We start from the raw sequence: 21460 nt of genomic DNA on the forward strand, positions 1-21460 counted from the left end.
TTTGCTTAGTCTTGGTCGTTTACATACAGTGGTTCAATGTCCCGGAACTGCGTTCCGATCATCCATTTTACAATGCCTCGGAATCCGTGCAGGGTATCCACCATCTTGCCTACCTTATTGGCATCGGATACCTGGTTCATACCCACGATCAGGTTGCCAGGAGGGGTGATGATGATCCTTCGGGACCCTCCCATCCAGGTGCGGGGCATTACGCGTAGCCTTCCTCCTGTACCTTTGAGGGTAAAAGGCCTACCCTCTTCGATATCCACGGCGCCGATACCGGCACCGGATCCGAAGAGCTTGTTTACATTCACAGCCAGGTCTTCGTGAGTTCCATAGGATACATTTGCGATCATGCCCTGTCCGTTGTTGTTTTTGTGTGCTTCTGGTACGGCTCCCCACATGTCCTTGACATAGGCATAGGCGTCGGTCTCGTCATAGGTACCGGTACCCACGGCCAGAAGTCCGTCATTGGCAATGGCGTCTTTGATGATGGTATCGGGGCCGTCGCAGATTACCTTGTTATCGACATCTTCCCACTTGGCTGATGCTGAAGCAGGAGATTCACCTGCAGTGGTGATGGTCACGCATTTGTAGATGATCTCATTGAAGTACACCAAGTCGTCTACGGCGTAGGTGTCGCCACTCGCCCATTCCTCGGGTTCGCCGTGGTATTTGGAGAAGTAGAAATTGTCATTGATCTCCTGAGCGATCTTGGCAAACTCCTGCTGCCAAACCCAGGCTGCGAAGGGTACTTCCTTGGCATTGATGTCCAGCATCTCTGACATGAATGTTTCCCGAAGCTCCTCGGGGATCATTTTGATGATCTTCATGGCCCGCTGGGGAGTGAGTACCCGCTTGGTCCATTTCCTTCCGCTCTTGGCAGTCTCGATGTCCACATTGAGCGGTCTTGCACCGGCATCCACGGTCATCTTATTTAGGGCCAGAGGCTCCCGGACATTCCGGCGAACGTCCAGGTCGCGCACGATGTCCAGGCTGTTCAGCATCTGATTGATCAGCTGCCTGTCCTGTTTTTCGATATAGCCTTTGATGGCTTCTATATCGGTTGCTGGTTTTACTGACATTTTGGTATTAGTGGTTTAGTTTTAGCTTTTTTACTCGGCTTTGGCTTTGATACCCGCCTCTGCCCGCAGGGCTTTTACCTCTGCGTCTGCTTCGGAATGCAGGTAAGATTCTTTCTCATCCCCCTCGATGTGATCCGGATTTTCACCGCCGCTGTTGTCTACCTTCACTCCGGACTTGCGGTAAGCCTGGATGTCCAGCTTCAGGGTCTTATTTTCCTCGGTCAGGTCAGTGACGGAGGTGGCCAGGTTGCCTTTTTCGATTTTCAGGTTGGTTACTTCTGTTTCCAGATCTGTCTTTTCCTGCGTCAGGCTGTCGACCTGGTCCTGCACGGGCTGCACGGCCTCGTCTACCCGGGCCTGCACTTCGTCGGGGGTGAATTTCTCATTGGCTCCGGTGAATGCTTCGATCTCTGCCCGTATGGCAGCGATGTCTTCGGCACTGACCTGGTCTTTTGCCAGCAGTGCCAGTGAATTTTTAAAATCCATATCTTCTTCTGTTTCGGTTTGGTTGCTTGGTGGGCTGGGTGGATCCTGAGGAGCCGGTGGATCGGCCTTCAGTTTAAAGGTCTTTTCCATATAGGCGGTGAGGCGTTGGAAAAGTCCGCGCTCGTCGGCGGCTTTCTTTTCGGGATTTTCCCCGGTATACTGGGCCATGACCTGGCTGAATGCCATATCGGTGATATCCTCGGGTGGGGCATCCTCAGATTCGTAGTCTTCAATCTGGTCTACAAATCCCTCTTCCTCTGCTTCCTGAGCGGTGAGCCAGTGGTCTTTGTAGTTCATGTACTTGCTCTGAATGTCCTCCAGGCTCTTGCCTGACTTATCGGCAAAGTGCTGGGCGATGATGCCGTTGTACTTATCCATCATGTCGGCCATGTCCCTGAAGTCCTGAGAGTGACCGATGGCCAGGCCATTGGTACAGTGGATCATCAGCAGGGCATTTTTGGCGGTGTGGACCGTCTTGCCTGCGAGCAGGAGAACTCCGGCCATGCTGGCGGCCAGTCCGTCATTATAGGTATGGATGTCTTTTTTGGAGGCAGCGATGGCATTGAAGATGGGAAAGCCATGGTAGACCGATCCCCCGGGGCTGTTGATGTGGATATTGATGCGGTCGTAGTCTTTTTCCAGGGCTTTGAAATCCCTCACAAAGCGGTCGGCGGTGTTGGTCATCCTCCAGGTGTCTGTATCCAGGCTGGGGATGGTGCCATAGACCATGATGTCCACGGTCTTGCTTTCCTTTTGCTTATTGGTGATTTCGTAAAAGAGTCCTTTCTGAGGCATATCTTGTATGATTTGATACAAGGATAGCCAGATGGACCGGGCCGGAATGGGACAAAATCAGGCCGTTTTGGGCAGGGTGCAGGTAAAAACCAGGGTATTGTCGTTGCTGTCGCTGATACCGGGGGCGCTCTGGCGCCGGTACTCCATGCGGCAGGGATGCTCCGCAGTGCCCAGGTAATGCCGCTCTCCGTTCAGCGTCTCTATATATATAAGGAGTGGGCGAAAGAAGTAGCGGCTGTGGAAGTACTCGTCCCTGGGGGTATTGGTATCTACCCGGAAGCTGATCAGGTAGCCATGGTCTGTCTCTTCGGAGCTTTCGGTCAGCTCTGCCCGCTCAGGCAGGAAGGGGCAGTTTTCAAAGTGGGCATCCAGAGAGACGCTGTCGGGAATATCGTCTTCCAGATATATATCGGGGCTGAGATCGGCATCGGCTACCATTATCAGGGTGATCAGGGAGGTTCGTTCCATTACCATAGGGGGATAAGATCAAGTTCTTTTTCGCGTTTCCGGTACCGCTGCCACTTTTTCCAGGCCGTTTCCCACTCAAATTCTTCGATGGCCAGGTCGTATTTGTCCATAAACTTCCTGATGGCCTCGCTGGCGTCGAGCTCGTGCGCCACGGCAGCTTCCACGAATAGCAAAAACTTCTGGTTAAAGGTATGCTCTATCATACGGGCGATGGTGTACAGGTTGCCATGGCTGGCATAGGGACAGACCAGGGTGATCATTACCTGGTTTTCTCCGGCCTCGTTCAGGTATTTTTCATAGTGTTCCGTACGTCGGCGGGTGCTTTTTTTGCTCATGACCAGCTTGTCTACACGGAGAAAGTGTGTATAGCCGCAGTCCCTTTTGAGCATTTTGAAGGCAGGACGGGATACAGGGATTTCGTAAGCTTTCATACTTATAAATTAGTACTAGCGTTTTTCACTTTTTGGGACAGATTTCCCCTATATAAAAAAATCACAATTTGAAGGTTTTAATAAACTGCTCCCTTACTTTTTTGTCTGCAGCGAAGTAATCCTTAAGGGCTGTTATGTAATCTTCCTCATGGGCAGGCTCGGCGGTAAGGCGGAGTATTTCTTCTGCCTTTTCCTGGACGGACACCACGTCACAGCCCCTGGCGTGGATAAAACCACCCCCTTCGGTGGCGCATACCTGTACCCAGTAGACACGGGCTTCTTCTTTTTTGGGGTCACAGTCGAGTTTGAGGATTTTCTTTTGCTGTTCGTCGATCCAGTAGCTGTTCATTTTTTTGTACTTTTCTAATGTAGGAAAAAGGGTATATCAAAAAGCTATTTTCACTACAATATAAGCGTTTTTCGCTAAACTTCAAAAATCGTGTAACATTGTAACATCCGTTACCAATCGGGAAAAGTGCCTTGATTTTCAGGTGGATAGGCTTTTTTCGTCTGTAACAAAAGCCTGTTACAAGGCGTTACTTTTGTAACATATTAAACGCTTCGTTTTCAAAATTAAGCCTTACGTTCGTTGACACGTGTAACATCCGTAACAAACCCACTTGCGGGAAAACGCCATATACCGTATCTATTCCTATATATTTTATAATTATATTAATAATGTTACAAATGTTACAATGTAACGCCTTTTTTTCGCCATGAAAATCATGGGTGAAAACAGGGAAATTGTCTAAATTTTTAGTTGTTGTATTTTTCAAAGTTTTCGGCTATATTTCGTTAAATGATAGTTAATCTTAATTGGAAATAGACGTTTTTCACTTCCAATTTTTTGAATAGTATATATGCCAATATTCAACCTGTTTTCAAAAAGACAAAAAATACTTCGAGGAGATGTTCCAGACACTTTGTCTCATGACAAAATATCTGAGCCACTAAGAATTCGGATTATTCATATTATCCGAGATGCGTTTGGACCAACTAATGGTTCAAATGACCTCCTATCATCAGATATTTATTTCGAGATAAAAGATACTCTTTGCAGAGAATATGGATTATTTTTCCTACCTGTTGATAAAACTAATAGCATAGAAGAACATGTTTTGAATTTTTTACTTACAACTCCTGAAACAGAAAAAGCACTTGATGTAATAGAATTGTCTTTTAAATTACTCGATACAAAGATTCGGAGTGACTACAATCATTACAGGTTCTATGCGAAACCCAAAATAGGACCTGACGAAGCTATTGACGAGCTAAATAAAAGATTTAAAGAAGAAGGGATTGGATATTGTTTCGAGAGTGGAGAAATCATTAAGATTGATTCAACCTACATTCATTCTGAAATAACCAAGCCTACATTAGCTTTAATATCGAACAAAAAATTTCTGGGTGCAAATGATGAATATCTTACAGCTCATGAGCACTACAGACATGGCAGGAATAAAGAGTGCCTGGCTGAATGCTTGAAAGCATTTGAGAGTACATTAAAAATAATATGTAAAGAAAAAGGATGGAATTTTAAAGAAACCGATACATCTAAAAAATTAATTCAAATTTGCTTTGATAATGAATTGGTTCCGGCATTTACCCAAAATCAGTTTACTTCCCTGAGGAGCCTTCTGGAAAGTGGAATTCCTACTTTGAGGAATAAGTTAGGAGGTCATGGCCAGGGCCAAACCCCAAAGGTGGTTGATGATGAAATGACTCGTTATGCACTCAATTTAACAGGGACTAATATAATTTTCTTGGTAGAATTATCAAAAGTAAATTAAACAAATTATTTATATATTTTAAAATATAAATAACTAAATGAAATGAATAAATCCACAATTTTTATATCACATATTTCAGAAGAAAAGGAAATTGCAAATAATTTAAAATCCTTTATAGAAACTAGATTCTTAAAAACAGTTGATGTATTTTCATCATCCCATGATGAAAGCTTAAAACTTGGAGATGACTGGATGGATACCATAAAAAAGTCAATGAAAAATTGTAAATTGATTATTATATTATGTAGTCCTATTTCAATTTCACGACCATGGATTAATTTTGAGGCTGGAGCAGGTTGGATTAGAAATCTACCGGTAATCCCTTTATGTCATTCAGGATTAACGCCTGGAAAACTACCAGTTCCTCTTAATTCATTTCAAGGTGGACTTATTAATAACGAAGACGATGTTTCGAAATTATTTAAGAAAATCGCTGAAATATTAGGTATAGAAAAACCCAATTCATCGAACAATAGTTTCTTTTCTGAAATTAAAAACTTTGAATTAAAAATTAAAAATTCAGAAATATTAAAAGATTCAAGATTCATAAAAAACTTATTAATTAGACAAATAGAAATTTTAAAATACTCTATTTTTTATTCGACAATCGAGTATGGTGAGAAAAATACATTAAACTTAAGAAATGAAGATATAGGTAATCATGAATTTACATTTAATGAAATATACCATTTATTTGACTTTTCTATGTTGGTATTTGTGTCAAATAAAAGAATATTTGAGGTCTTTCATGATACAATTCACGAACTTTCAGAAAATATAAAATTCTTACTATTATACAATCGAATCGATATCCCTCCCAAGATAAAAGAATTATTAAACATATTCCTCTATTCTAAATTTCAAGTTGATAATTGGTATGATCAAATAAATTTTATTGCAAATAAAGAATCTGATTCATATATTCAATTAGCTATAAAATTGATAAAGCAAGAACCTCTTCCTCAAACAAAAAAGGAAAGTAACATTATAAACTATTTTATCCAATATTACGAAAGTTTGATATATTTTAAAAAGTGGATCGTAGATTTTGAAATAGAAATAAACAGTATTATCAATGAAGATAAATAAAATTTTAAAATAATTAATATGGAAAGTAAAACTGAATGCTTTAATTCTGGATTTTGGTGGGGAAAAATACTCAGTTCAGTTTATGACTTAAAAGAGTTTTTATCCTATATAAAAAATAAAGGTTCCATAAACTCATATTTAAAGGAAAATGACTTAGTTAAAGTATTTGACAATGATAAGAGTGAATTTATATCTGGGGATGAGAAATCGATCGAACGGTTTGCCTCAAAATTACATTCAAACTTTCACCACATTGGAACAACAATCATTAATAGTACAATTGTTTATCAATTCGCAATTATTGAAGAAATTTTTGAAGAAAGCATTTTTTTATTTCTGTATTATGATCACAAACTATTAAAAAGGGTTGAACAAATCAATTCGGAATTTAACATAAATGAATCAGTTAATTTAGAACTACTAATTAACAATGAAGCAACTAAAGATATTATTAAATTAATTTGTCGCAAAGCTTGTAAATATATGGTAAGTGGTAAAATTGAAAAAACGCTAAATAGGATGGAAAAATTAATTGGCCTGAAATATTCAACGGATATTATAATATTTTTGAAAGATCTTCAAATCTATAGAAACGAAATTGTACATGGAAGCAGTATTAATTTAATAGATATTGAATATTTATATAAAAGTATTGAAGTATTTCAGGGTGTCTTAATGGGGTTAGAAAAGAAACTTGAAGAGAAAAACATCCATTATGACCGACCATTTAATTGGTGAATTATTTACTCATTTTATTTTTATGATTATAAATTATTTTCGTATGAATTACTTTAAAAAAAATGCAGGTTAGAAGCCAAATTTAATCCATGTAGATTTTTTTGTGTGCATCACTGTTATTTTATTCAATATATCAAATTTTCTCGGGTAATAGCACCTTACCCCAAACCGGTTTACCCGGTACCGGTATCCTAGCTGGCGCATCCTTGTGTGGTGTTCAGCTAGCATATTTATATAGGGTACCAGGGTACCATGGCCGCAGCAGCAGCCGGTGGTCTGGATGCCCTGCTCCCAGAGCCAGGTGATCTCCACCACCAGGCAGGGATCGATGCAGATCTCTTTCCGGGAAAAGGGAGATGTGAGCCGTACCATACGCTGGTAGGCTTGCTCCGATCCGCAGTGTATCCCGGGGGACAGGTGCAGGTGGATGGGTTGATGGTTTGATGATGTGATGATTTGATGATTTGATGATGTGGTGATGTCTCGATTTCGCTGCCTTCGACTCCGCTCAAGCACCGCAGAGATAGTGTTAGGTAGGCGATGGAAACTCCCTCACCCGAACATCCTCCGGCCATTCGCTGATATCGCCGCCGTGGCGGTCTTTGAGGGAGAGTTCTTTGGCCAGGTGGGTGCCGAGCTGCTTCACGAAGACGGGGATGTCTGCCTCCTGGCATTCTTCTACGATGGTTCGAATCCATTCCAGCTTGCAGGGACGGTAGCGGTACTTGCCGGTTTCATTGCCGGATTCGCCGCCGATGATTACCCAATCGATACCTGGTAATAGTTGAAAATATCCCTCACAAAAACCATAGTATTTTTTCAGTTTTCTTAAATCAATAGGACCATGAAGAGGTTCAATCGACAGAAAAACAAATTTCGACTCAAAATCAAATAGATGCACAACTCTATGAATGGAATCCTCACTACCAATTGATGTGCCCATCCACACATTATCCCATCCATCGCCCCAGTCTTTCGGCAAGTGATCTATGATCCTCTCTGGTCGCTTGGTCAGGATCTGGAAGGTGTGCTGGGGGCACTGGCGGATGATCTCCCACATTTCGTCCCGGAATGCATCGATCTCCGGATGGAATACGTCGGTCAGGCTGCTGACAAAGATCCGGGACGGTTCTTTGATCCGGAGGGGTTTGGTAAATACGGTCTTGGTCTTGCGTACTACCTTCGGATCATAGCGGGTATTTTTCATGCTATCCCGGTACATGTAGCAGTATTTGCAGTCTTCGTCCACCTTGGTGCAGCCCACGGCGATGTTCCAGGTGTAGTCTGTCCATTGGATGTTGGAATTTTTCATTTGGTTTTATTTATGATGTACTTGTCAAAATTGCTCTCGAAGAAGGCATTTATTGGGTCATCTTCCACACCTACGCAGGAACCGTTTGACATACCTACCCAGTGTTTTTCAAAACCTGATTTTCTGCATTTAGTAACGTCCATTACTTTTGTGATTGGCTTGGACCATGGCCAATCTCCTTCCTCTTGGTAGGTTATCCTGACTACCGGATAGTTTTTATCCTTGATTATTTTCTCGAAACTTAGGTACCTCATCATTAGTTGGGTTTAATCAATTGCGCATGACTTCGATGGTCTCCAGGTCTTGCATTTTGATGCATTTCGCGGATAGGTCAATGATCTTTTCGCTGTCTACATCGTTATCTTCCAATGGCAGCCACCTGGCGAGGCCTACGATGATCTCTCCTTCCAGGCAAAAGAGAGCAAGTGATTTATTCCCATTGGTGACCATGTAGCTGATCTTCTCTGACTGCAGCATATCTATAGTGGTTACCATTTTTTCTATCTTATCGGTTGTTAGCAGTTTTCCATCTATGTAAAAGGTATATTTAGGGTCCTTTATTTTGATTTTGCGGTTGGTTTTGATCTCTCCGGTCTCTTCGCAATGCTGGCAGTCGTAGGTATCTCCCCAGTGATCAAACCTGCCTTCTCCTTCACAGCTGGGGCATTGGGTTTTTTGGTCGGTCTCGATGGTTGGCACCGACTTCCACTGTCGTATGAGTTCTTTCTGGTCCATTTCTGCTTCGAATAGTATGCTTTGAGGAAGAATACCCTGCAGGTTTACTACCTTCTTTTCCGGATCAGGCATTTTGTTTTCCTCACATTCAGCTACCAGGATAAACGAATGGGGATTGCATGCGCCTATCCATCGCTTCTCTTGCCATTCCAGGGGGATGTATTGGGTAAATTTCTCCTCGTAGGCAGAATAGGCATATTTTACCCGAAATAGGTCCAGGAGTTTGGTTGTTTTTTCTTTGATTGGATTCATGGGATTTTAGGTTAATTTTCGATGGAAAACCAGGCATCACGGCTAAGCTGACGCATGGTAGGTAGGTTCTTATCCTTCCAGAGGAAGAACATCTGATTGTCCCCTATCCAGGGATGCACACTGACCTGGCAATACTGCCCAAAGCTGTCATAGATCCGCCCTTCCATGGAAGCTGGGATTACCACGATGTCCGGTGGGCCGAAGTCTTCGATCTTTTTTAGCAAGTGCTTGGATCCCAGATCCGGATGGGAGAAGATGCTCCGGAAGAATTCCATCCGGATGCGGTCATTTTCGGCTTTCATCTGGTCGAACCGCTTCTTCAGTTCTTCTAAGTTTCTTATGTCGGGCTTTTTCATTTCGTTTGATTTTTGATTGTCGGTTATGGATGTGTCTGACTTTCTGTGCGAAGGTCAAGGGCTTCTTCCGGGTGAAGTATTCGGGATGGGACCGCAGAATCCGGGCTTTTTCATTTCGTTTGATTTTTGATTGTCGGTTATGGATGTGTCTGACTTTCTGTGCGAAGGTCAAGGGCTTCTTCCGGGTGAAGTATTCGGGATGGGACCGCAGAATCCGGGCTTTTTCCCGACCGTCCATCGGGATCTTTTCGGTCACATGGATGTAGACTTTCCTGACTTCTTCAGGGGCATCTTTGTACTCTTTTTCGCTGAGCTTGCGCAGGGTGTAGGAGATTTTGTTTTTCATGGTTCAATTGATTAAATGAGATTGAGATCGATTATCCCCAGACTATACCTGATCCCTTGCATGACTGGCACGTTTCCGGTTCTATGCTGGATGTGCTCCATTCGCCTGTGGTCTGATGGTAAAATCCATTGGGCACCAATCCATTTCCATTACATACCGGGCACCTGTGGGCAGTTGTTTGATTTTGGATTGGTCCCCGGTATTCCTTTGGTGTCGGAAACCATTTTTGCATTTCCGGTTCGGATTGTCGATTTATGTATAGTTCTATCAAAAGATCTTTTGCTCTTTTAACAGCCGATTCCAGGGCTTTAAGTAATGCGTTTACCTCTTTAAATTCATCGGTTTCGTTCTTAAAGTGCTTGTCAGAGCGGATTTCCGCAATGATTAAATTTATTCGGTCGATTAGAAGTAGGAATTCATTTTTCATTTTATCGATGGTTTGATGATGCCCTTCGACTTCGCTCAGGCACCGGTTTAATATTTAATTATATTGATATTTCGCTTGGTTTGATAAACAGGTCAGATTGGACGTTCCCATCGTTGAACCTTTGTATAAATGGGAAATCGCCTTTTTCTTCTTTCCCGGTCCATCCTCTGGGCCAGGTATTTTTGGCAATGAGTTCGTTTATCCGGATCACCTCGTGGATATTAATAATATCTATGCGGGGCTTATTCTCTGCTTTTGCCTGGAGGTTGACTCTCTGTTGTATTTTAAGGATGGTATATAGTGCCATTTTGCGGGCTTCCATTGTCAATGGCCCCATCCTGTTTTGGTTTTTGGAAAGGCTGCCATCAGACTTGTATTGCCATTCGGTCTTTCTCTTTCTCCACCTTGGTTTTTTTAATTCCCGGTAGAGTTTTTTCAATTCCATCAAAGGGGCCAGGTAGTTGTATTCCGCAATTTTAATTACTACCATCAGCCCCTTGTCTTTTGAAGCGAGGGGGCAGCCTATGCATCCGGTCCGGGCGTTGATCTCCTCTGCTTCTTCTCCTCCATACACATCGGCCAGGAGTGCCGTTTTCCATGATCCATGCCGCTCCATGGGGGCAAATAAACTCAGCCAGTCCCATACGGAACAGACTCTCCAATGAAGTAGAGGAGCCAGCTTGTCGCAGATATCATCCGATGCAGATACCTGATACCATCCCTGGCCGCATTCCGCTCCATCTTTGCCGCATGACATAGCGATCCTGCCGTCCCGTTTGGCGGATTCACCCTGCCTTACACCTGTCAGCAGTAAAAACTTTTTACCCGTTTGCTGGTGCATTTCCCGAAGCCTGGCCATCATCGGCTCTACTTTTATTTTGGGAGTGCACCAGCGGAATGTATTGGACGGAGGGGGTACTCCCCTTCCCATCATGTAGACAAAAAACCTGTCGTCCATTGGTGCCATGACTGTTTCTACCCGTATGCCTCGCTCCCGTAGCTGTTTCATTATTCCCTGGGCAGAAAAAAAGAGCGGGGGGATTTCCATTCGTGTATCGGCAAACAGTACCGTTAATTTCTTCGGAGCAGGTATCTGTCCACTCTCAATCAAGTAGACCACGAGTGTAACCAGAGCAGTAGAATCTTTTCCACCACTCCATGCGATTACCCAATGGTCGTATTTTTCGCCATAGGCTTTTAATGACTGGATGGTCAGCTCTAGCTGTTCATTGAAGGTAGTTCGCTGGGATTCGAAGAAATTAAGCTGCTGTCTCATGCTACGGCCTCCTTTCTGGTTAGGGATTCGATGGCGGCAAGCCGGGCCTGGGCTTTATGCATGGCTAGGTTGACTTCGACGGCGTTGCCTATGAATCGCTTCTGGTCGGTCTGGGTGCCCATCATCTGATACCCGTCACCAAAGCCCTGGATGCGGAGTAGCTCGGGTACTTTGAGCATGCGCATCTTGATATCCATGATGCCATAGGCGGCCATAAATAGCTTGATCTTTTTCAGGGTCTCGCTGTCATCTTCGTAGATCAGGATGGCTCCCTCTCCTTCCGTGGCATCTACCAGGTAGGGCGGCATCTTGTCCATCCGTGCGATCAGGGTAAAGCAGGGCCGGTCCAGGTCATTGCCTTTGCTTGTGTACTGGGGATTGAGCAGGTAGAAGTGTTTCCGGCTGGCGAGTATCGTAGGGGCAGGTGCTTCGGTGCTTGATCCGGTATTATCATAGCTATGATTCATCAGCCATTTGGCATGGATCAGGTTGGACTTGGGTACAGTGGTGATGGCTGCGGATGGTTTGTCTACCGATCCGGTCTGCCCTCCCCCACTGAACTGATTCATAAAGAAAGCCGTCATCTTGCAGTGCTTGTCATTGGCCATCACGGTACCGGCCGGGCGGTCCAGGGACTGGTGATTGGCATCGGAGCGGTATTGCTTGTCCAGCCATACGACCTGAATCTTTGCCAGGCGATCTCTGGTGCTGATGGTACTGCAGGGGCTGTCTGCGGATAGCAGGTTCTCTCCGGTGCTGTGGTACTTGGTCAGGAATGTACTGCTGATCAGGCTCTGATTGGCAGAAGTGGTGATGGTCCGTGCCGGCTCGGTGAGCGGATGGCATTTCTGGTGAGGCTTGCCGCTAAAGTGCTTGGTGATAAACTGCGCCTTCACAAATGCCAGTCTGTTCTGTGTGGTGATCGTGGGAGATACGCCGTCCAGATCTACGGGATTGCTCAGGCCGGATTTGGGCGAATTGGACAGGTACTTCATGATAAATTCTGGTTCCTTGCCCTCTCCCACGTACTTGACCAGGCCAGCATAGATCCGCTTGAGGGTATTTTCGGAGAGTGGCTTCTTCCTGCCAAAGATGCTTTTGCCTTCATCCTCCAGGTCGAGGGCGGGCTTCACGGCACGCCAGGGCTTTAGCTCGCCAAACATTCCGGACTGGCCGGGATTTTTGGCATGGGTAGGCTGTGGCCAGGTAAAGGGCAGGTGGGCTTTTCTGAACTGCCCAAAGTAGCGGGTCCGGGAGGTAAGCGCTCCGAAGTCGGCGCTGTTCAGGATGCGGTGGTCGTAGGTGTAGCCGTACTTTTGGCAGATAGTCTGTTTCCACCGGGTATAGTACTTGCCATTTTTGCGGGAGTAGGGCACCATGTGGTAGCCTCCGGTTTTTTTTAGCTTCAGGTCGCAGCGGTCTTTGTGCATTTTTTCGCAGGCGATCCGCAAGGGGCCCCAACTCATAAACTCCACCACATTCTCGATATCGATGTAGTCCGGATCCAGCTGCTCGATGTAGCGGTACAGGTGCTCGGCCAGGGTGCGGCTGTCTCCATCCCGGTGGTTGCCTCCCTTGGCCTTGGAAAAGTGGGTGCATTCCAGGGATGCCCAGAGGCAGATCACCGCCTCCGGATTCCACTGCCGGATGATCGTGACCAATTGTACCAGCTCTGCCAGATCGAAGTTCCGGATGTCTTCTGTGGCATGCAGGATATTGGGGAGATTGGCCTGATGGGAGGCGATGGCCAGGGGATCGTGATTGATGCAATAGATCACTTTGCCGCCGCCCTTGGTCACTCCCCAGCTGACGCCACCCGCACCGCAGAAGAGATCGATGTAAAAGACGTTCGTCCCCTGCTGCAGGGTCACGGTCTCTCCGGATTGGGAACGGAAGTTGAGGTCTCCGTTTTTGTTTACACTGTAGTTTGACTTTTTCATGATGTGTTATTTGTTGATTTGGGCAATCGGCACGAAAGCGGGCCGATTGAGGTCAAGGTGGAACGGAATAAAGCCTCTCTGCCTTTCTCTCCTGTTTATGCCGTAGTACCTTGGGGCAGCTGGGACATTTTTTCCCTATACCTTATCGGCCCGGTGAGTAACTTGCCTGAAATCAATCAAACCCTTCTTCTTCCTCCTCTCCCATTCCCAGCATGGCTTTTTCCTTCCGTACTATCTCGCGGATGTCCCAGGCATTGACAGGCTTCACTTGCATGTCGTCTGCCAGGTGCTGCATCACTTCTACGGTGATCGGATTGATGGCGTAGATGGAATTGGGATGTAGAAAGCGGGTAAAGGAGGCGTTACTTTTGGTTTCGGGTACATCCACCCGGATAAAAGTGGCTGAACCGATGGTCTGTTCGGATACGGTGCCTGCCATGCGGGTATGGCCGAATAGTTCTATTAAGGCTGTGGTTTCGAATTTTTGATTTTCCATGGTTGAAATTGATTGAATGAGATCGATTTAGATTAATGGCCCTTCGCTGCCTTCGACTCCGCTGCCTTCGACAGGCTCAGGGACCGCAGGCACCGAAGGGACCAGATTGAATGAGATTGATTATAGTTTTTTGGGTGCCAGCATCTCTACTTTGATGTTGTCGTAGGATTGGTAGTTTTTCAGTTGGAAATCTTTGATTTCCCATGCATTGAAAAGGATATCTATTCCTTTTTTATTTCCAGTCAATTTTACAAACATTGAAAATTCGTTTTCCTTTATTTCCAGCTCGGGAGCGGGAAAGCGGTTCGGATCGCGAGAAAGGAGTTCCTTTGCCGCTTCGTACTGGTTGTCATAGAAGTGGACACACTTAAGGGTGCCTTCTATGGCCAGGGCTTTGTATCCGGTGATGTATTCGAGGATTTTTGCCAGCAGTCCATAGGAAGCGATATTGAAGGGCAGTCCCAGGAATACGTCCACGGATCGCTGGTTCCAATGCAGTTCGAATCCAAAGGTTCCATCTTCCAGCGGCACGCCGATGACCTGAAATTCGGAATGGCAGGGAGGCAGGGCGGTTTCGAATATTTCAGAGGGGTTCCAGGCATTCACCTTGAGGCGGGAGGACATGATGTCCTTTCGCATATTGGTGATCAGGTCGTCTATCTGATCGGTTTTGCCATTGAAGTTTCGCCATTGCACGGAGTAGTTTTGGCCCACAGATCCCTGACCTATTTTGCTGAATTCTGGGAAAGTAAGCATCCGAAAACTTCCATCGGGATTTTCTACAAGGCCTGTATTGTCTGGACCATTATGGGAATGATGCTTTACATACCAGTTATAGGCATCCTTGTTCCATATTTTGATACCGTTTTCGTTGAGCCACTTGACGTCATTGTCTCCTCTTAGAAACCAGATCAGCTCGCCGACCACGCCTTCCCAGTACAGTTTCTTATTGGACAGTGCCGGAAATCCATCGGCAAAGCTGTGCCGAAGGGTGTAGGATGGGATTTGCAGCCTTTTTACCCCGCGGTTTTTGTTTTCGTATTCCTTGCCTTCAGATAGGATCAGGGAACAGAGTTCTTGATAGGTTACATCGATTTTTGACATGGTTTTTATTTTTTAGATTGAAAGAGATTTTTTTAAAATGGGGCAGTGCCTTTTTTCTCCTGCCAGAGTTGTTCTTGTTTGTATTGCTTGTCGTCCAGCTTTTCAGCTTCTGGGAAGGTTCCGGCCGGAGGGTCTTTGTCTTCTGTTTCATCCGGATCTATATTCCAGGGGCTTTTGTATTCGAGGTATTCTTCTTCGCTTAGCCACTCCTCCGGAAGGAAGCAGTAGTGCCGCTGGTTTTCTTCTTCGTACTGTATCCGGGGTTCATCGTCTTCGCTGTAGCCTGTGATGCGCTCAGGAATCTTGCAGCGGCCGGTGGGGCGGTATTTCATGCCCCTGCGGTCTTCGAGCCAGATCTTTACTTCCTTTTCGTCCAGGCGGTACTTGCTGATATCAGGGTTGTTCAGCTTCTTCAGCAGGGTACGGCGGGAGATGCGCAACTCGGGCACCTTGTAGGTCAGGAAGGTATCCTTGATGTAATTCTCCACGACTGCATCCAGCCGGGCTTTGGTGGTCTGGACGATCTTGCGCTGTTGCTCGGTCTCAAAGTCCTCCGGATCAAACCACAGCCGGTCCACCTTGGGGTGGAATATCTTCCGGTGATTGAGGAAGTGCACCCAGGCTGGGATCTCGATCTTGAGCTTGTCCACCAGGTCGGGGTCTTTCTTTTCCGACTTGCTCACCTTCACCACAAACCACCGGGTGTCCTCCTCCTCCATTTTCATGAGATTGTCGGCATCGTTGGAGCAGATGATCAGGTGGCCAAAGTAAGGGATGGGCTTCACGTCTATGCCCTTCAGCTCGAGGAATATCTCCTTGGCCGTGACCATCTGCTTGAGCCGCTCCCGCTCTGCCTTTTTGTCCACGTCGAGGAATCCCTCATCCAGGCCAATGATAAATTTGCTGGCCCAGTGGGCATTGAAGTTCTTTTTGAATTGCTCATTGTTCAGCACGGTGCCGTTGCCATTATAGACCATGCAGAGCCATTCCAGAAAGGTGGACTTACCGGTACCGTTTTCCCGGGATACCAGGCAGGGCACGAAGGTCTTCTGCGTGGGATACTGGTGCAGGATGGTGAGGTAGTCCATGGCTACGGTAAACTGGTCTCCCTTGATGGCTTCCTCCTGGTAGCACTTGGCTTCCTCATCCCACCATATGCGGCCCTTGCCCTGAAAGAGGTGCTTGATAAAGGCCAGCGTATAATCCACCCTGCCGGCCTTATAATCCCAGATAAGCGGCTCCATCAGATTATAGCAGCCGTAGATGGCCCTGCGGTATTCCTTTGGGTCCCAGCAGGGCAGGGAGAAGAATCCGTCATAGCGGGGGATGTCCCGGTTGATCATCTGCTCGGCAATGTACTTGGGATAGTCCCGCTTGATCTCCGTCACGGACCACTTCTCTATGCGCTCTTCGGGGATGCCCTTATGGTTTGGCAGGGTGACGCGCTTGATCCAGTTGATGCCTATCCTGGCAAAGCGGTCGGATTCGGCCGACTTTACGTATTTAAGTTCTTCTCCGGTCCATTCGTACTTGATCTTTTTGAAGATGAATGGGCGGCTGCCGATGTACTCTTTGTAAAGTGTGTAGAAGGTCTCCTTATTGATCAGGCCAAAGTGCTTGTCCACGGTACCGGCCTGTCCGTCGTTCAGGAGGATGCCCTCGAAGTAGGTCTTGGCAAAATGGAAGCTCATCAGATCGTCCATGATCTCCTTGTGCTTGGCGGGGATGTTTTGAAGCAGGTCATCGAGGCCCTTTTCTGTGTCCTGGTGCTTGGCCTTCAGGTGCATGAAGTAGACATTGTTCAGCTCTACATCTTTGTCTTCCAGCAGCAGGTGCAGGCTGTTGCGGAAGTTTTTGACGGCATTGGCAAAGGAGCTGGCCCGGTAGCTGAGGTCTTTGTCTTCCTGCCACTTGAGGGTAAGGGTATCTGCATCCAGTAGCAATACGATATTCCTCACCCTACATTCAAGGATGATCTGCTGGATGATTTCGTTGATCTCCTTCTTGTGATTGAAATCTCCGGCATAGAAGCCATGGATACCAGGCAGGCCTATAAACTCCACACCATTCATCTGCTCGTCGGCAGACTTGACCATCCAGCCTTTGAAGGCCTTGAACTCCCCCTCTACCAGTACCAGCGTCTCTATCTGGTCCTGGTCTACATACTTGCGGATCAGGCCGGGGGTAAGGTAGGGCACCAAAGGGCTACCTTTCTCCTGGTGGTACTTTTTCGTGTAAGTCTTGCCTTCCTTTTCGTAGGTCTCTTCTTTGGCCAGGCGGATGCGCACAAAGTTTCTTGGCCACTTGGTGCCTTCTTTTTTCCAGGATACGGGATTGCCATTGGGCAGGAAGTAGTTGATCTGAATCCCTTTGTCATGGGCTTCAAAAGCTTTCAGGGATTTGTTTTCAGCCGTGCGCTTGTATCCTCCCTCGATAGACTCATACACAGGTGTGGTGATGGTATTGACCTGGTCTGTGATTCCGAGTTGCCGGAGGCGTTCGCTAAAATAACTATGTACTTCCTGTGTGGGCATGGTAAAAATCAGTCGTTTTTGATTTGAGCTGTTAATTTTCTAAGGTCTTCTGTGTGCTCGTCCAGCAGGCGGTATTTGATCCGGATCTGCTCCTGGCTGAGGCTTCGGTCGTATTCAAGTTTATTGTGGATTCGCTGAATGTCGTCTTCCAGCATCATCCTGTCTTTTTCGAGCTGGCTGAGATTGGGCTTCCCTGATGGCTCCATCGATGTCTCTGAGGGCTGCCTTGTAGTCGTGGGTGAGTTGGTACCTTCTTTTTTTGAGTGCGTTGATACGTCCTGACTTCGTCGTGTGTACATGGTTGATCGCTTTTATAGTATATTTTGCTGTTTTGATGATTTCTGTGAGGTTATTGGTCATGGTTTAGTGATTTGATGATGCGCTGATTTGGGATGGATTCGAATAGTGGATTGGAGAAATCCTTTGCCTGGTAATTTATCCATAGGCATTCGGTGCGTTTGGATTCGTATCCTTTGCCATTGGATCTGGATCCTCTGGAGAAAGTTGCCAAGTCTATCCTGCTAAATCCGTTTGCCTCCAATGCCTCGGTATACATCTTATGGGCATATCCGGACATGATGACTTTGCCTTTGCAGCTAGTCACAAAGTCCAGGGTATTCTGATGCTGTTCGTCTGTCATCTCGAAGGAATAGTCATTGTAGGTGACTCGAGTTTCTCTTAGGTATGGATTATCCCAGTAGAAGCAGGTTTCGTTACTATCCCACTTTTTGGCCACTACCAGGCAATCCTGATTTTCGATGATCAGGTCTTTGATCCTGCGGTGAATGGCGGGAAGGGATTTGAGTCCATTGAAATAAGTCCGTGATACCGAGCTTTCGTATTTTATTCCTCCGTAGTTGAAAGATTTATTTCCAAGGCTACCTAAGTATCCCATTGACAAAAGCACATATACTTTTCTGGCTTTTTCTATCCGGTCGGATTCGGTTTTAAAGGTGCGTTGGCATCTTCTCCATTCTTCTCTGCTGTAGGGAGTGAGATCCAGCCTGCGTTCCAGTTCGTGGAAGGTATCCGGATCCCTTACTACTTCGAATAGGGTGACGATATTGTTATCGATATCATTGTAGATTTCGCAAAAGGATGGTTCCTTTAGCATCATCACTCCTGCCATACCGCCACAGGGCTCACAGTAGTGCCGGTGTACGGGAAGTATCTGGGAGATAAACTTTCCCACCTTATTGAACTTGCCTCCGTAGTAGGGTGTGAGTGTTTTGAGCTTGGTCATGGTTGATTGGGGTTAGATTTCCCTTTGATTCCACTCCCTTCGGCTTCGATCAGGTACCGCAGGAGATTGAGAAGGTGTTGTTCTCTGGCTTTGATCTGCTGGTATATCTCCCAGGCGCGGTAATAGTCGTCCATTCAGAGTGCCTGCCAGAATTCGGCTCCCAGCATGCACAATTCTTCATCTTCGGGTTGGCCGGGTTCTCCATCTTCCCTTCTGGGGATGGCCGGATCCAGCTGTCCACAGGGGCAGGTTTGGAAATGGGCGGAAAGGACTTTGGCTCTGTCGATCTGCCCGGGGGTACAGCAGTCTTTGATAAGATCATCCAGAAAGGTCTCCCAGTGGAATGGTGGTTTTGAAGTAGGTGTTATATAGGTGATTTCCACTTCTGATGAAGTATCATAGGATTGGCCTTCAGCAATATTTTCTTGGGGAATGGTAAGGGTATAATTCCGGGCCATTTCATCGGTTATTTCAGCAGCACACCTCATTAACTCCTGCTCTATTTCCTTACTCACTTCTTCTAGTGTTTCCTTGACCATCTGAGACCTTATCCACTCCGAAAACGGGGGCTCGTAGTAGGTTTTCTTATCCGTTTTTAATCTTTCCCAGTGAGCGATGTAGTCCGGGGCATCGGTAGCACTGGCCTGTATATCCCGGATAATGTAGATGATCCCGGCTATGCAGGCCATCAGGATCAGGATACCGGCCAGGATGAGGTAGCCGTATTGGATGGGGGTGATGAATTCGTGTCCTTGTAGCATGATCAGGCTGTTTTTTTGGTTCGTGATTTTTTCCTGGAATAGCCAAGGTTGAATTTGCCCTGGCAGGCTACCTGGTTGAATTTTGCCCGGAGGGCTTCGTCTTTCCACTTCAGGTGGATGGTGCCTTTCTTGTAGCAGCGGATCCAGAAGAATGCGCTTGGGTGCCAGGACTGGTCGCCTATGCCTACCTGCCGTATGGCATTTTTCAGACTTAGATTGGTGTGTTTCTGCTCGCTGTCTTTGGCATTTTCCATGGCCCAGCCTTCGGGGAGCTTGTCCAGGCTGTCGAAGTCGGTACCGGTGAGGTAGCACATCACCCGGTCGATGTCTGAGAATTCGTCCCATCGGCGGTGATTGACCGAATAATGGCTGCCGAACCCCATTTCTATATAATGGGGTAGTATCACCTTTGGCCCTACTACCCAGGCTTCGTTGGTCTTCCAGCCTTCGGGGTGGATGCGGTTGGCACAGTGGTACTTGGTAAAAATGTCGAATACCTCGATCACGGCATCATTTAGGATTTTGTCCTTGTTCTGGACGATCATCATGATGAGGGCATGGATATTTTCCCGGGTGAGGTCCATGGCTCCATGTGATTTGGCAAATTCCTCAAAGGTCTTTCGGGCGGAATTGGTCAGGTACTTTTCGATCTGGAGTTTGGAAAGGATGCTCTTCCAGGCGCAATACTTGAAGGTGTCCATAAAGGCATTGTACCTGCCGGTGTCGGTACTTTCGTCCTTGCAGGATGCCGCTGCCATATCCAGGATATGATCGGTACTCCGCAGTATGGGGCCGGAAAAAGACTCCAGGGCATTCCGTGCTTTGATGTAATCGGTAAAGGCCTCTTTGGTCTTTTCATAGCAGCGGAGCAGGCTGCCGGTGAAATCATTTACCGCTACGGAATCGCCTACCATTTTGTCACTGAACTCCACTTTGGCTTCTTCGGTGACGTTCTGGAAGGTGAAGTCCACTTTGGATTTGCCTTCCTTAATTAGCCTGACGATGCACGTTTCTACTTCTGTCCTTCGCTCGGCATCTGTAAATACCGGACCGATGTGCTCCACCGATCCGTGGTCATGGATCAGGCGAGTGAGCAGCTTTCTGTTTTCGGAATAGGGATTGCGTACCGTCTCGCTATTGAGCAGGCAGATGATGCTGCCCCGCTGCAGTATCTCCCACATGTGTAGCAGGTGCCGGTCTCCAGAGGAAAAGGGTGGATTGGCAATGATCAGGTCAAAGCAGTAGTCGCCATCGTATTGCATGAAGTCATTACCGATGACCTTGTAGCCCTTGCCCTGGAGGATATGCGCCAGGTTGGGATCCTGCTCTATGGCATAGAGGTGCTGGCTTCGGACGTGTCCCTGCTCCTTAAGGAAGTCCAGGATATTACCGCTGCCTGCCGATGGCTCCAGGATGTGCAGTCCGGCAAGCTTGTAGTGTCCCCTGACGTGGTTGTGTTCCCGCCAAGATTCCTGATGGTAGGGAGCCAGCATTTTTTTGATTACCTCCGGGGGAGTGGGGTAAAAATCTTTGTTTTCTCGGTACATGTCAGTCTTCTTTTTGCCAGGCGATTACCGGGCAGTGAATGGCTATGGTTTCGTTGAGGTGCAGCACGTAATCCCACTGCTCCCGCTCGATCAGCTCTACCTTATAGATTTCCAGTTGGTGCGCTTCGGCTACTTCCAGGAGGTAGGCGATCAGTCGGTGGTACACCTTCTGCCGGTTCATGGCATGCAGGTAGAAGTCCCTGAAGCGGCGGCTGCAGGTATCGGTATAGTGAGCGGTGAAGGCCTTGT

Annotated in this window: 26 protein-coding genes; 4 read left to right on the forward strand and 22 right to left on the reverse strand. The window is 46.6% G+C overall.

The features are described from left to right. Nucleotides 1-5 precede the first annotated feature (5 nt). The 5 genes from GKS34_RS18770 to GKS34_RS18790 all read right to left on the reverse strand — a co-directional run bounded on the left by GKS34_RS18770 (nucleotide 6) and on the right by GKS34_RS18790 (nucleotide 3614). A complete protein-coding gene (locus GKS34_RS18770; protein ID WP_163386519.1) occupies nucleotides 6-1085 on the reverse strand; it encodes a hypothetical protein in 1080 nt (359 codons plus the stop codon). A gap of 30 nt (nucleotides 1086-1115) precedes the next feature. After that, nucleotides 1116-2366, reverse strand: a complete 1251-nt coding sequence (locus GKS34_RS18775) for a head maturation protease, ClpP-related (protein ID WP_163386520.1) — start codon at nucleotides 2364-2366, stop codon at nucleotides 1116-1118. Between the two features lie 57 nt (nucleotides 2367-2423). Continuing rightward, nucleotides 2424-2834, reverse strand: a complete 411-nt coding sequence (locus GKS34_RS18780) for a hypothetical protein (protein WP_163386521.1) — start codon at nucleotides 2832-2834, stop codon at nucleotides 2424-2426. Continuing rightward, nucleotides 2834-3265 (reverse strand): hypothetical protein, encoded by a 432-nt coding sequence (locus tag GKS34_RS18785; protein ID WP_163386522.1) that lies wholly within the window; start codon nucleotides 3263-3265, stop codon nucleotides 2834-2836. The genes GKS34_RS18780 and GKS34_RS18785 overlap by 1 nt, the downstream gene beginning before the upstream one ends. A 61-nt stretch (nucleotides 3266-3326) precedes the next feature. Next, entirely contained in the window at nucleotides 3327-3614 is a 288-nt protein-coding gene (locus GKS34_RS18790) for a hypothetical protein (RefSeq protein ID WP_163386523.1), read from the reverse strand. Between the two features lie 511 nt (nucleotides 3615-4125). On the opposite strand from GKS34_RS18790, the gene GKS34_RS18795 reads away from it, so the two are divergent. From GKS34_RS18795 to GKS34_RS18810, 4 genes are all read left to right on the forward strand, one after another. Then, nucleotides 4126-5055 (forward strand): abortive infection family protein, encoded by a 930-nt coding sequence (locus GKS34_RS18795; protein ID WP_163386524.1) that lies wholly within the window; start codon nucleotides 4126-4128, stop codon nucleotides 5053-5055. A 42-nt stretch (nucleotides 5056-5097) separates the two neighbouring features. After that, nucleotides 5098-6144: a toll/interleukin-1 receptor domain-containing protein gene (locus GKS34_RS18800; protein WP_163386525.1), complete on the forward strand. Its 1047-nt coding sequence runs from the start codon at nucleotides 5098-5100 to the stop codon at nucleotides 6142-6144. 18 nt (nucleotides 6145-6162) lie between these two features. Next, nucleotides 6163-6882, forward strand: coding sequence for a hypothetical protein (locus GKS34_RS18805; RefSeq protein WP_163386526.1), 720 nt, complete (start codon nucleotides 6163-6165; stop codon nucleotides 6880-6882). A 252-nt stretch (nucleotides 6883-7134) separates the two neighbouring features. Further along, nucleotides 7135-7326 carry a hypothetical protein gene (locus GKS34_RS18810; RefSeq protein ID WP_163386527.1) on the forward strand — a complete coding sequence of 64 codons (192 nt, stop codon included), beginning with the start codon at nucleotides 7135-7137 and terminating at the stop codon, nucleotides 7324-7326. Nucleotides 7327-7411: 85 nt separating this feature from the next. Here the strand turns inward: GKS34_RS18810 and GKS34_RS18815 are convergent, their stop codons facing one another. The 17 genes from GKS34_RS18815 to GKS34_RS18895 all read right to left on the reverse strand — a co-directional run bounded on the left by GKS34_RS18815 (nucleotide 7412) and on the right by GKS34_RS18895 (nucleotide 21392). After that, a complete protein-coding gene (locus tag GKS34_RS18815) occupies nucleotides 7412-8194 on the reverse strand; it encodes a DUF5131 family protein (protein ID WP_163386528.1) in 783 nt (260 codons plus the stop codon). Beyond that, entirely contained in the window at nucleotides 8191-8451 is a 261-nt protein-coding gene (locus tag GKS34_RS18820) for a hypothetical protein (protein WP_163386529.1), read from the reverse strand. Before GKS34_RS18820 ends, GKS34_RS18815 begins: the two co-directional genes overlap by 4 nt. Nucleotides 8452-8464: 13 nt before the next feature. After that, nucleotides 8465-9181 (reverse strand): hypothetical protein, encoded by a 717-nt coding sequence (locus GKS34_RS18825; protein WP_163386530.1) that lies wholly within the window; start codon nucleotides 9179-9181, stop codon nucleotides 8465-8467. An 11-nt stretch (nucleotides 9182-9192) separates the two neighbouring features. Next, nucleotides 9193-9483: a hypothetical protein gene (locus GKS34_RS18830; RefSeq protein WP_163386531.1), complete on the reverse strand. Its 291-nt coding sequence runs from the start codon at nucleotides 9481-9483 to the stop codon at nucleotides 9193-9195. Further along, nucleotides 9467-9883 carry a hypothetical protein gene (locus GKS34_RS18835; protein WP_163386532.1) on the reverse strand — a complete coding sequence of 139 codons (417 nt, stop codon included), beginning with the start codon at nucleotides 9881-9883 and terminating at the stop codon, nucleotides 9467-9469. Before GKS34_RS18835 ends, GKS34_RS18830 begins: the two co-directional genes overlap by 17 nt. Nucleotides 9884-9914: 31 nt before the next feature. Beyond that, nucleotides 9915-10310 (reverse strand): DnaJ-like cysteine-rich domain-containing protein, encoded by a 396-nt coding sequence (locus tag GKS34_RS18840; protein WP_163386533.1) that lies wholly within the window; start codon nucleotides 10308-10310, stop codon nucleotides 9915-9917. Between the two features lie 58 nt (nucleotides 10311-10368). Then, nucleotides 10369-11586, reverse strand: a complete 1218-nt coding sequence (locus tag GKS34_RS18845) for a phosphoadenosine phosphosulfate reductase domain-containing protein (RefSeq protein WP_163386534.1) — start codon at nucleotides 11584-11586, stop codon at nucleotides 10369-10371. Further along, entirely contained in the window at nucleotides 11583-13526 is a 1944-nt protein-coding gene (locus GKS34_RS18850) for a DNA cytosine methyltransferase (RefSeq protein ID WP_163386535.1), read from the reverse strand. Before GKS34_RS18850 ends, GKS34_RS18845 begins: the two co-directional genes overlap by 4 nt. Nucleotides 13527-13698: 172 nt before the next feature. Continuing rightward, nucleotides 13699-14022 carry a hypothetical protein gene (locus GKS34_RS18855; protein ID WP_163386536.1) on the reverse strand — a complete coding sequence of 108 codons (324 nt, stop codon included), beginning with the start codon at nucleotides 14020-14022 and terminating at the stop codon, nucleotides 13699-13701. A 120-nt stretch (nucleotides 14023-14142) separates the two neighbouring features. Further along, nucleotides 14143-15126 (reverse strand): thymidylate synthase, encoded by a 984-nt coding sequence (thyA, locus tag GKS34_RS18860; RefSeq protein WP_163386537.1) that lies wholly within the window; start codon nucleotides 15124-15126, stop codon nucleotides 14143-14145. A gap of 32 nt (nucleotides 15127-15158) precedes the next feature. Continuing rightward, entirely contained in the window at nucleotides 15159-17660 is a 2502-nt protein-coding gene (locus tag GKS34_RS18865; RefSeq protein WP_163386538.1) for a primase-helicase family protein, read from the reverse strand. Nucleotides 17661-17668: 8 nt separating this feature from the next. Continuing rightward, complete coding sequence (locus tag GKS34_RS18870) at nucleotides 17669-17959, reverse strand: hypothetical protein (RefSeq protein ID WP_163386539.1); 291 nt, start codon at nucleotides 17957-17959, stop codon at nucleotides 17669-17671. A 50-nt stretch (nucleotides 17960-18009) separates the two neighbouring features. Beyond that, nucleotides 18010-18903, reverse strand: a complete 894-nt coding sequence (locus GKS34_RS18875; protein WP_163386540.1) for a DNA adenine methylase — start codon at nucleotides 18901-18903, stop codon at nucleotides 18010-18012. Continuing rightward, a complete protein-coding gene (locus GKS34_RS18880) occupies nucleotides 18900-19037 on the reverse strand; it encodes a hypothetical protein (RefSeq protein WP_163386541.1) in 138 nt (45 codons plus the stop codon). Before GKS34_RS18880 ends, GKS34_RS18875 begins: the two co-directional genes overlap by 4 nt. Then, nucleotides 19038-19664, reverse strand: coding sequence for a hypothetical protein (locus tag GKS34_RS18885; protein ID WP_163386542.1), 627 nt, complete (start codon nucleotides 19662-19664; stop codon nucleotides 19038-19040). A 2-nt stretch (nucleotides 19665-19666) separates the two neighbouring features. Beyond that, nucleotides 19667-21211, reverse strand: coding sequence for a DUF4942 domain-containing protein (locus GKS34_RS18890; RefSeq protein ID WP_163386543.1), 1545 nt, complete (start codon nucleotides 21209-21211; stop codon nucleotides 19667-19669). 1 nt (nucleotide 21212) lies between these two features. Further along, nucleotides 21213-21392, reverse strand: coding sequence for a hypothetical protein (locus tag GKS34_RS18895; RefSeq protein ID WP_163386544.1), 180 nt, complete (start codon nucleotides 21390-21392; stop codon nucleotides 21213-21215). Between the last annotated feature and the right edge of the window lie 68 nt (nucleotides 21393-21460).

It is taken from the genome of Cyclobacterium jeungdonense, assembly GCF_010994275.1.
Classification (GTDB): Bacteria; Bacteroidota; Bacteroidia; order Cytophagales; family Cyclobacteriaceae; genus Cyclobacterium; species Cyclobacterium jeungdonense.

Coding starts and splice junctions, on each gene's coding strand:
- GKS34_RS18770 (WP_163386519.1), bottom strand. CDS start 1,085: ATGTCAGTAAAACCAGCAACCGATATAGAAGCCATCAAAGGCTATATC.
- GKS34_RS18775 (WP_163386520.1), bottom strand. CDS start 2,366: ATGCCTCAGAAAGGACTCTTTTACGAAATCACCAATAAGCAAAAGGAA.
- GKS34_RS18780 (WP_163386521.1), bottom strand. CDS start 2,834: ATGGAACGAACCTCCCTGATCACCCTGATAATGGTAGCCGATGCCGAT.
- GKS34_RS18785 (WP_163386522.1), bottom strand. CDS start 3,265: ATGAAAGCTTACGAAATCCCTGTATCCCGTCCTGCCTTCAAAATGCTC.
- GKS34_RS18790 (WP_163386523.1), bottom strand. CDS start 3,614: ATGAACAGCTACTGGATCGACGAACAGCAAAAGAAAATCCTCAAACTC.
- GKS34_RS18795 (WP_163386524.1), top strand. CDS start 4,126: ATGCCAATATTCAACCTGTTTTCAAAAAGACAAAAAATACTTCGAGGA.
- GKS34_RS18800 (WP_163386525.1), top strand. CDS start 5,098: ATGAATAAATCCACAATTTTTATATCACATATTTCAGAAGAAAAGGAA.
- GKS34_RS18805 (WP_163386526.1), top strand. CDS start 6,163: ATGGAAAGTAAAACTGAATGCTTTAATTCTGGATTTTGGTGGGGAAAA.
- GKS34_RS18810 (WP_163386527.1), top strand. CDS start 7,135: ATGGCCGCAGCAGCAGCCGGTGGTCTGGATGCCCTGCTCCCAGAGCCA.
- GKS34_RS18815 (WP_163386528.1), bottom strand. CDS start 8,194: ATGAAAAATTCCAACATCCAATGGACAGACTACACCTGGAACATCGCC.
- GKS34_RS18820 (WP_163386529.1), bottom strand. CDS start 8,451: ATGATGAGGTACCTAAGTTTCGAGAAAATAATCAAGGATAAAAACTAT.
- GKS34_RS18825 (WP_163386530.1), bottom strand. CDS start 9,181: ATGAATCCAATCAAAGAAAAAACAACCAAACTCCTGGACCTATTTCGG.
- GKS34_RS18830 (WP_163386531.1), bottom strand. CDS start 9,483: ATGAAAGCCGAAAATGACCGCATCCGGATGGAATTCTTCCGGAGCATC.
- GKS34_RS18835 (WP_163386532.1), bottom strand. CDS start 9,883: ATGAAAAACAAAATCTCCTACACCCTGCGCAAGCTCAGCGAAAAAGAG.
- GKS34_RS18840 (WP_163386533.1), bottom strand. CDS start 10,310: ATGAAAAATGAATTCCTACTTCTAATCGACCGAATAAATTTAATCATT.
- GKS34_RS18845 (WP_163386534.1), bottom strand. CDS start 11,586: ATGAGACAGCAGCTTAATTTCTTCGAATCCCAGCGAACTACCTTCAAT.
- GKS34_RS18850 (WP_163386535.1), bottom strand. CDS start 13,526: ATGAAAAAGTCAAACTACAGTGTAAACAAAAACGGAGACCTCAACTTC.
- GKS34_RS18855 (WP_163386536.1), bottom strand. CDS start 14,022: ATGGAAAATCAAAAATTCGAAACCACAGCCTTAATAGAACTATTCGGC.
- thyA (WP_163386537.1), bottom strand. CDS start 15,126: ATGTCAAAAATCGATGTAACCTATCAAGAACTCTGTTCCCTGATCCTA.
- GKS34_RS18865 (WP_163386538.1), bottom strand. CDS start 17,660: ATGCCCACACAGGAAGTACATAGTTATTTTAGCGAACGCCTCCGGCAA.
- GKS34_RS18870 (WP_163386539.1), bottom strand. CDS start 17,959: ATGTACACACGACGAAGTCAGGACGTATCAACGCACTCAAAAAAAGAA.
- GKS34_RS18875 (WP_163386540.1), bottom strand. CDS start 18,903: ATGACCAAGCTCAAAACACTCACACCCTACTACGGAGGCAAGTTCAAT.
- GKS34_RS18880 (WP_163386541.1), bottom strand. CDS start 19,037: ATGGACGACTATTACCGCGCCTGGGAGATATACCAGCAGATCAAAGCC.
- GKS34_RS18885 (WP_163386542.1), bottom strand. CDS start 19,664: ATGCTACAAGGACACGAATTCATCACCCCCATCCAATACGGCTACCTC.
- GKS34_RS18890 (WP_163386543.1), bottom strand. CDS start 21,211: ATGTACCGAGAAAACAAAGATTTTTACCCCACTCCCCCGGAGGTAATC.
- GKS34_RS18895 (WP_163386544.1), bottom strand. CDS start 21,392: ATGAACCGGCAGAAGGTGTACCACCGACTGATCGCCTACCTCCTGGAA.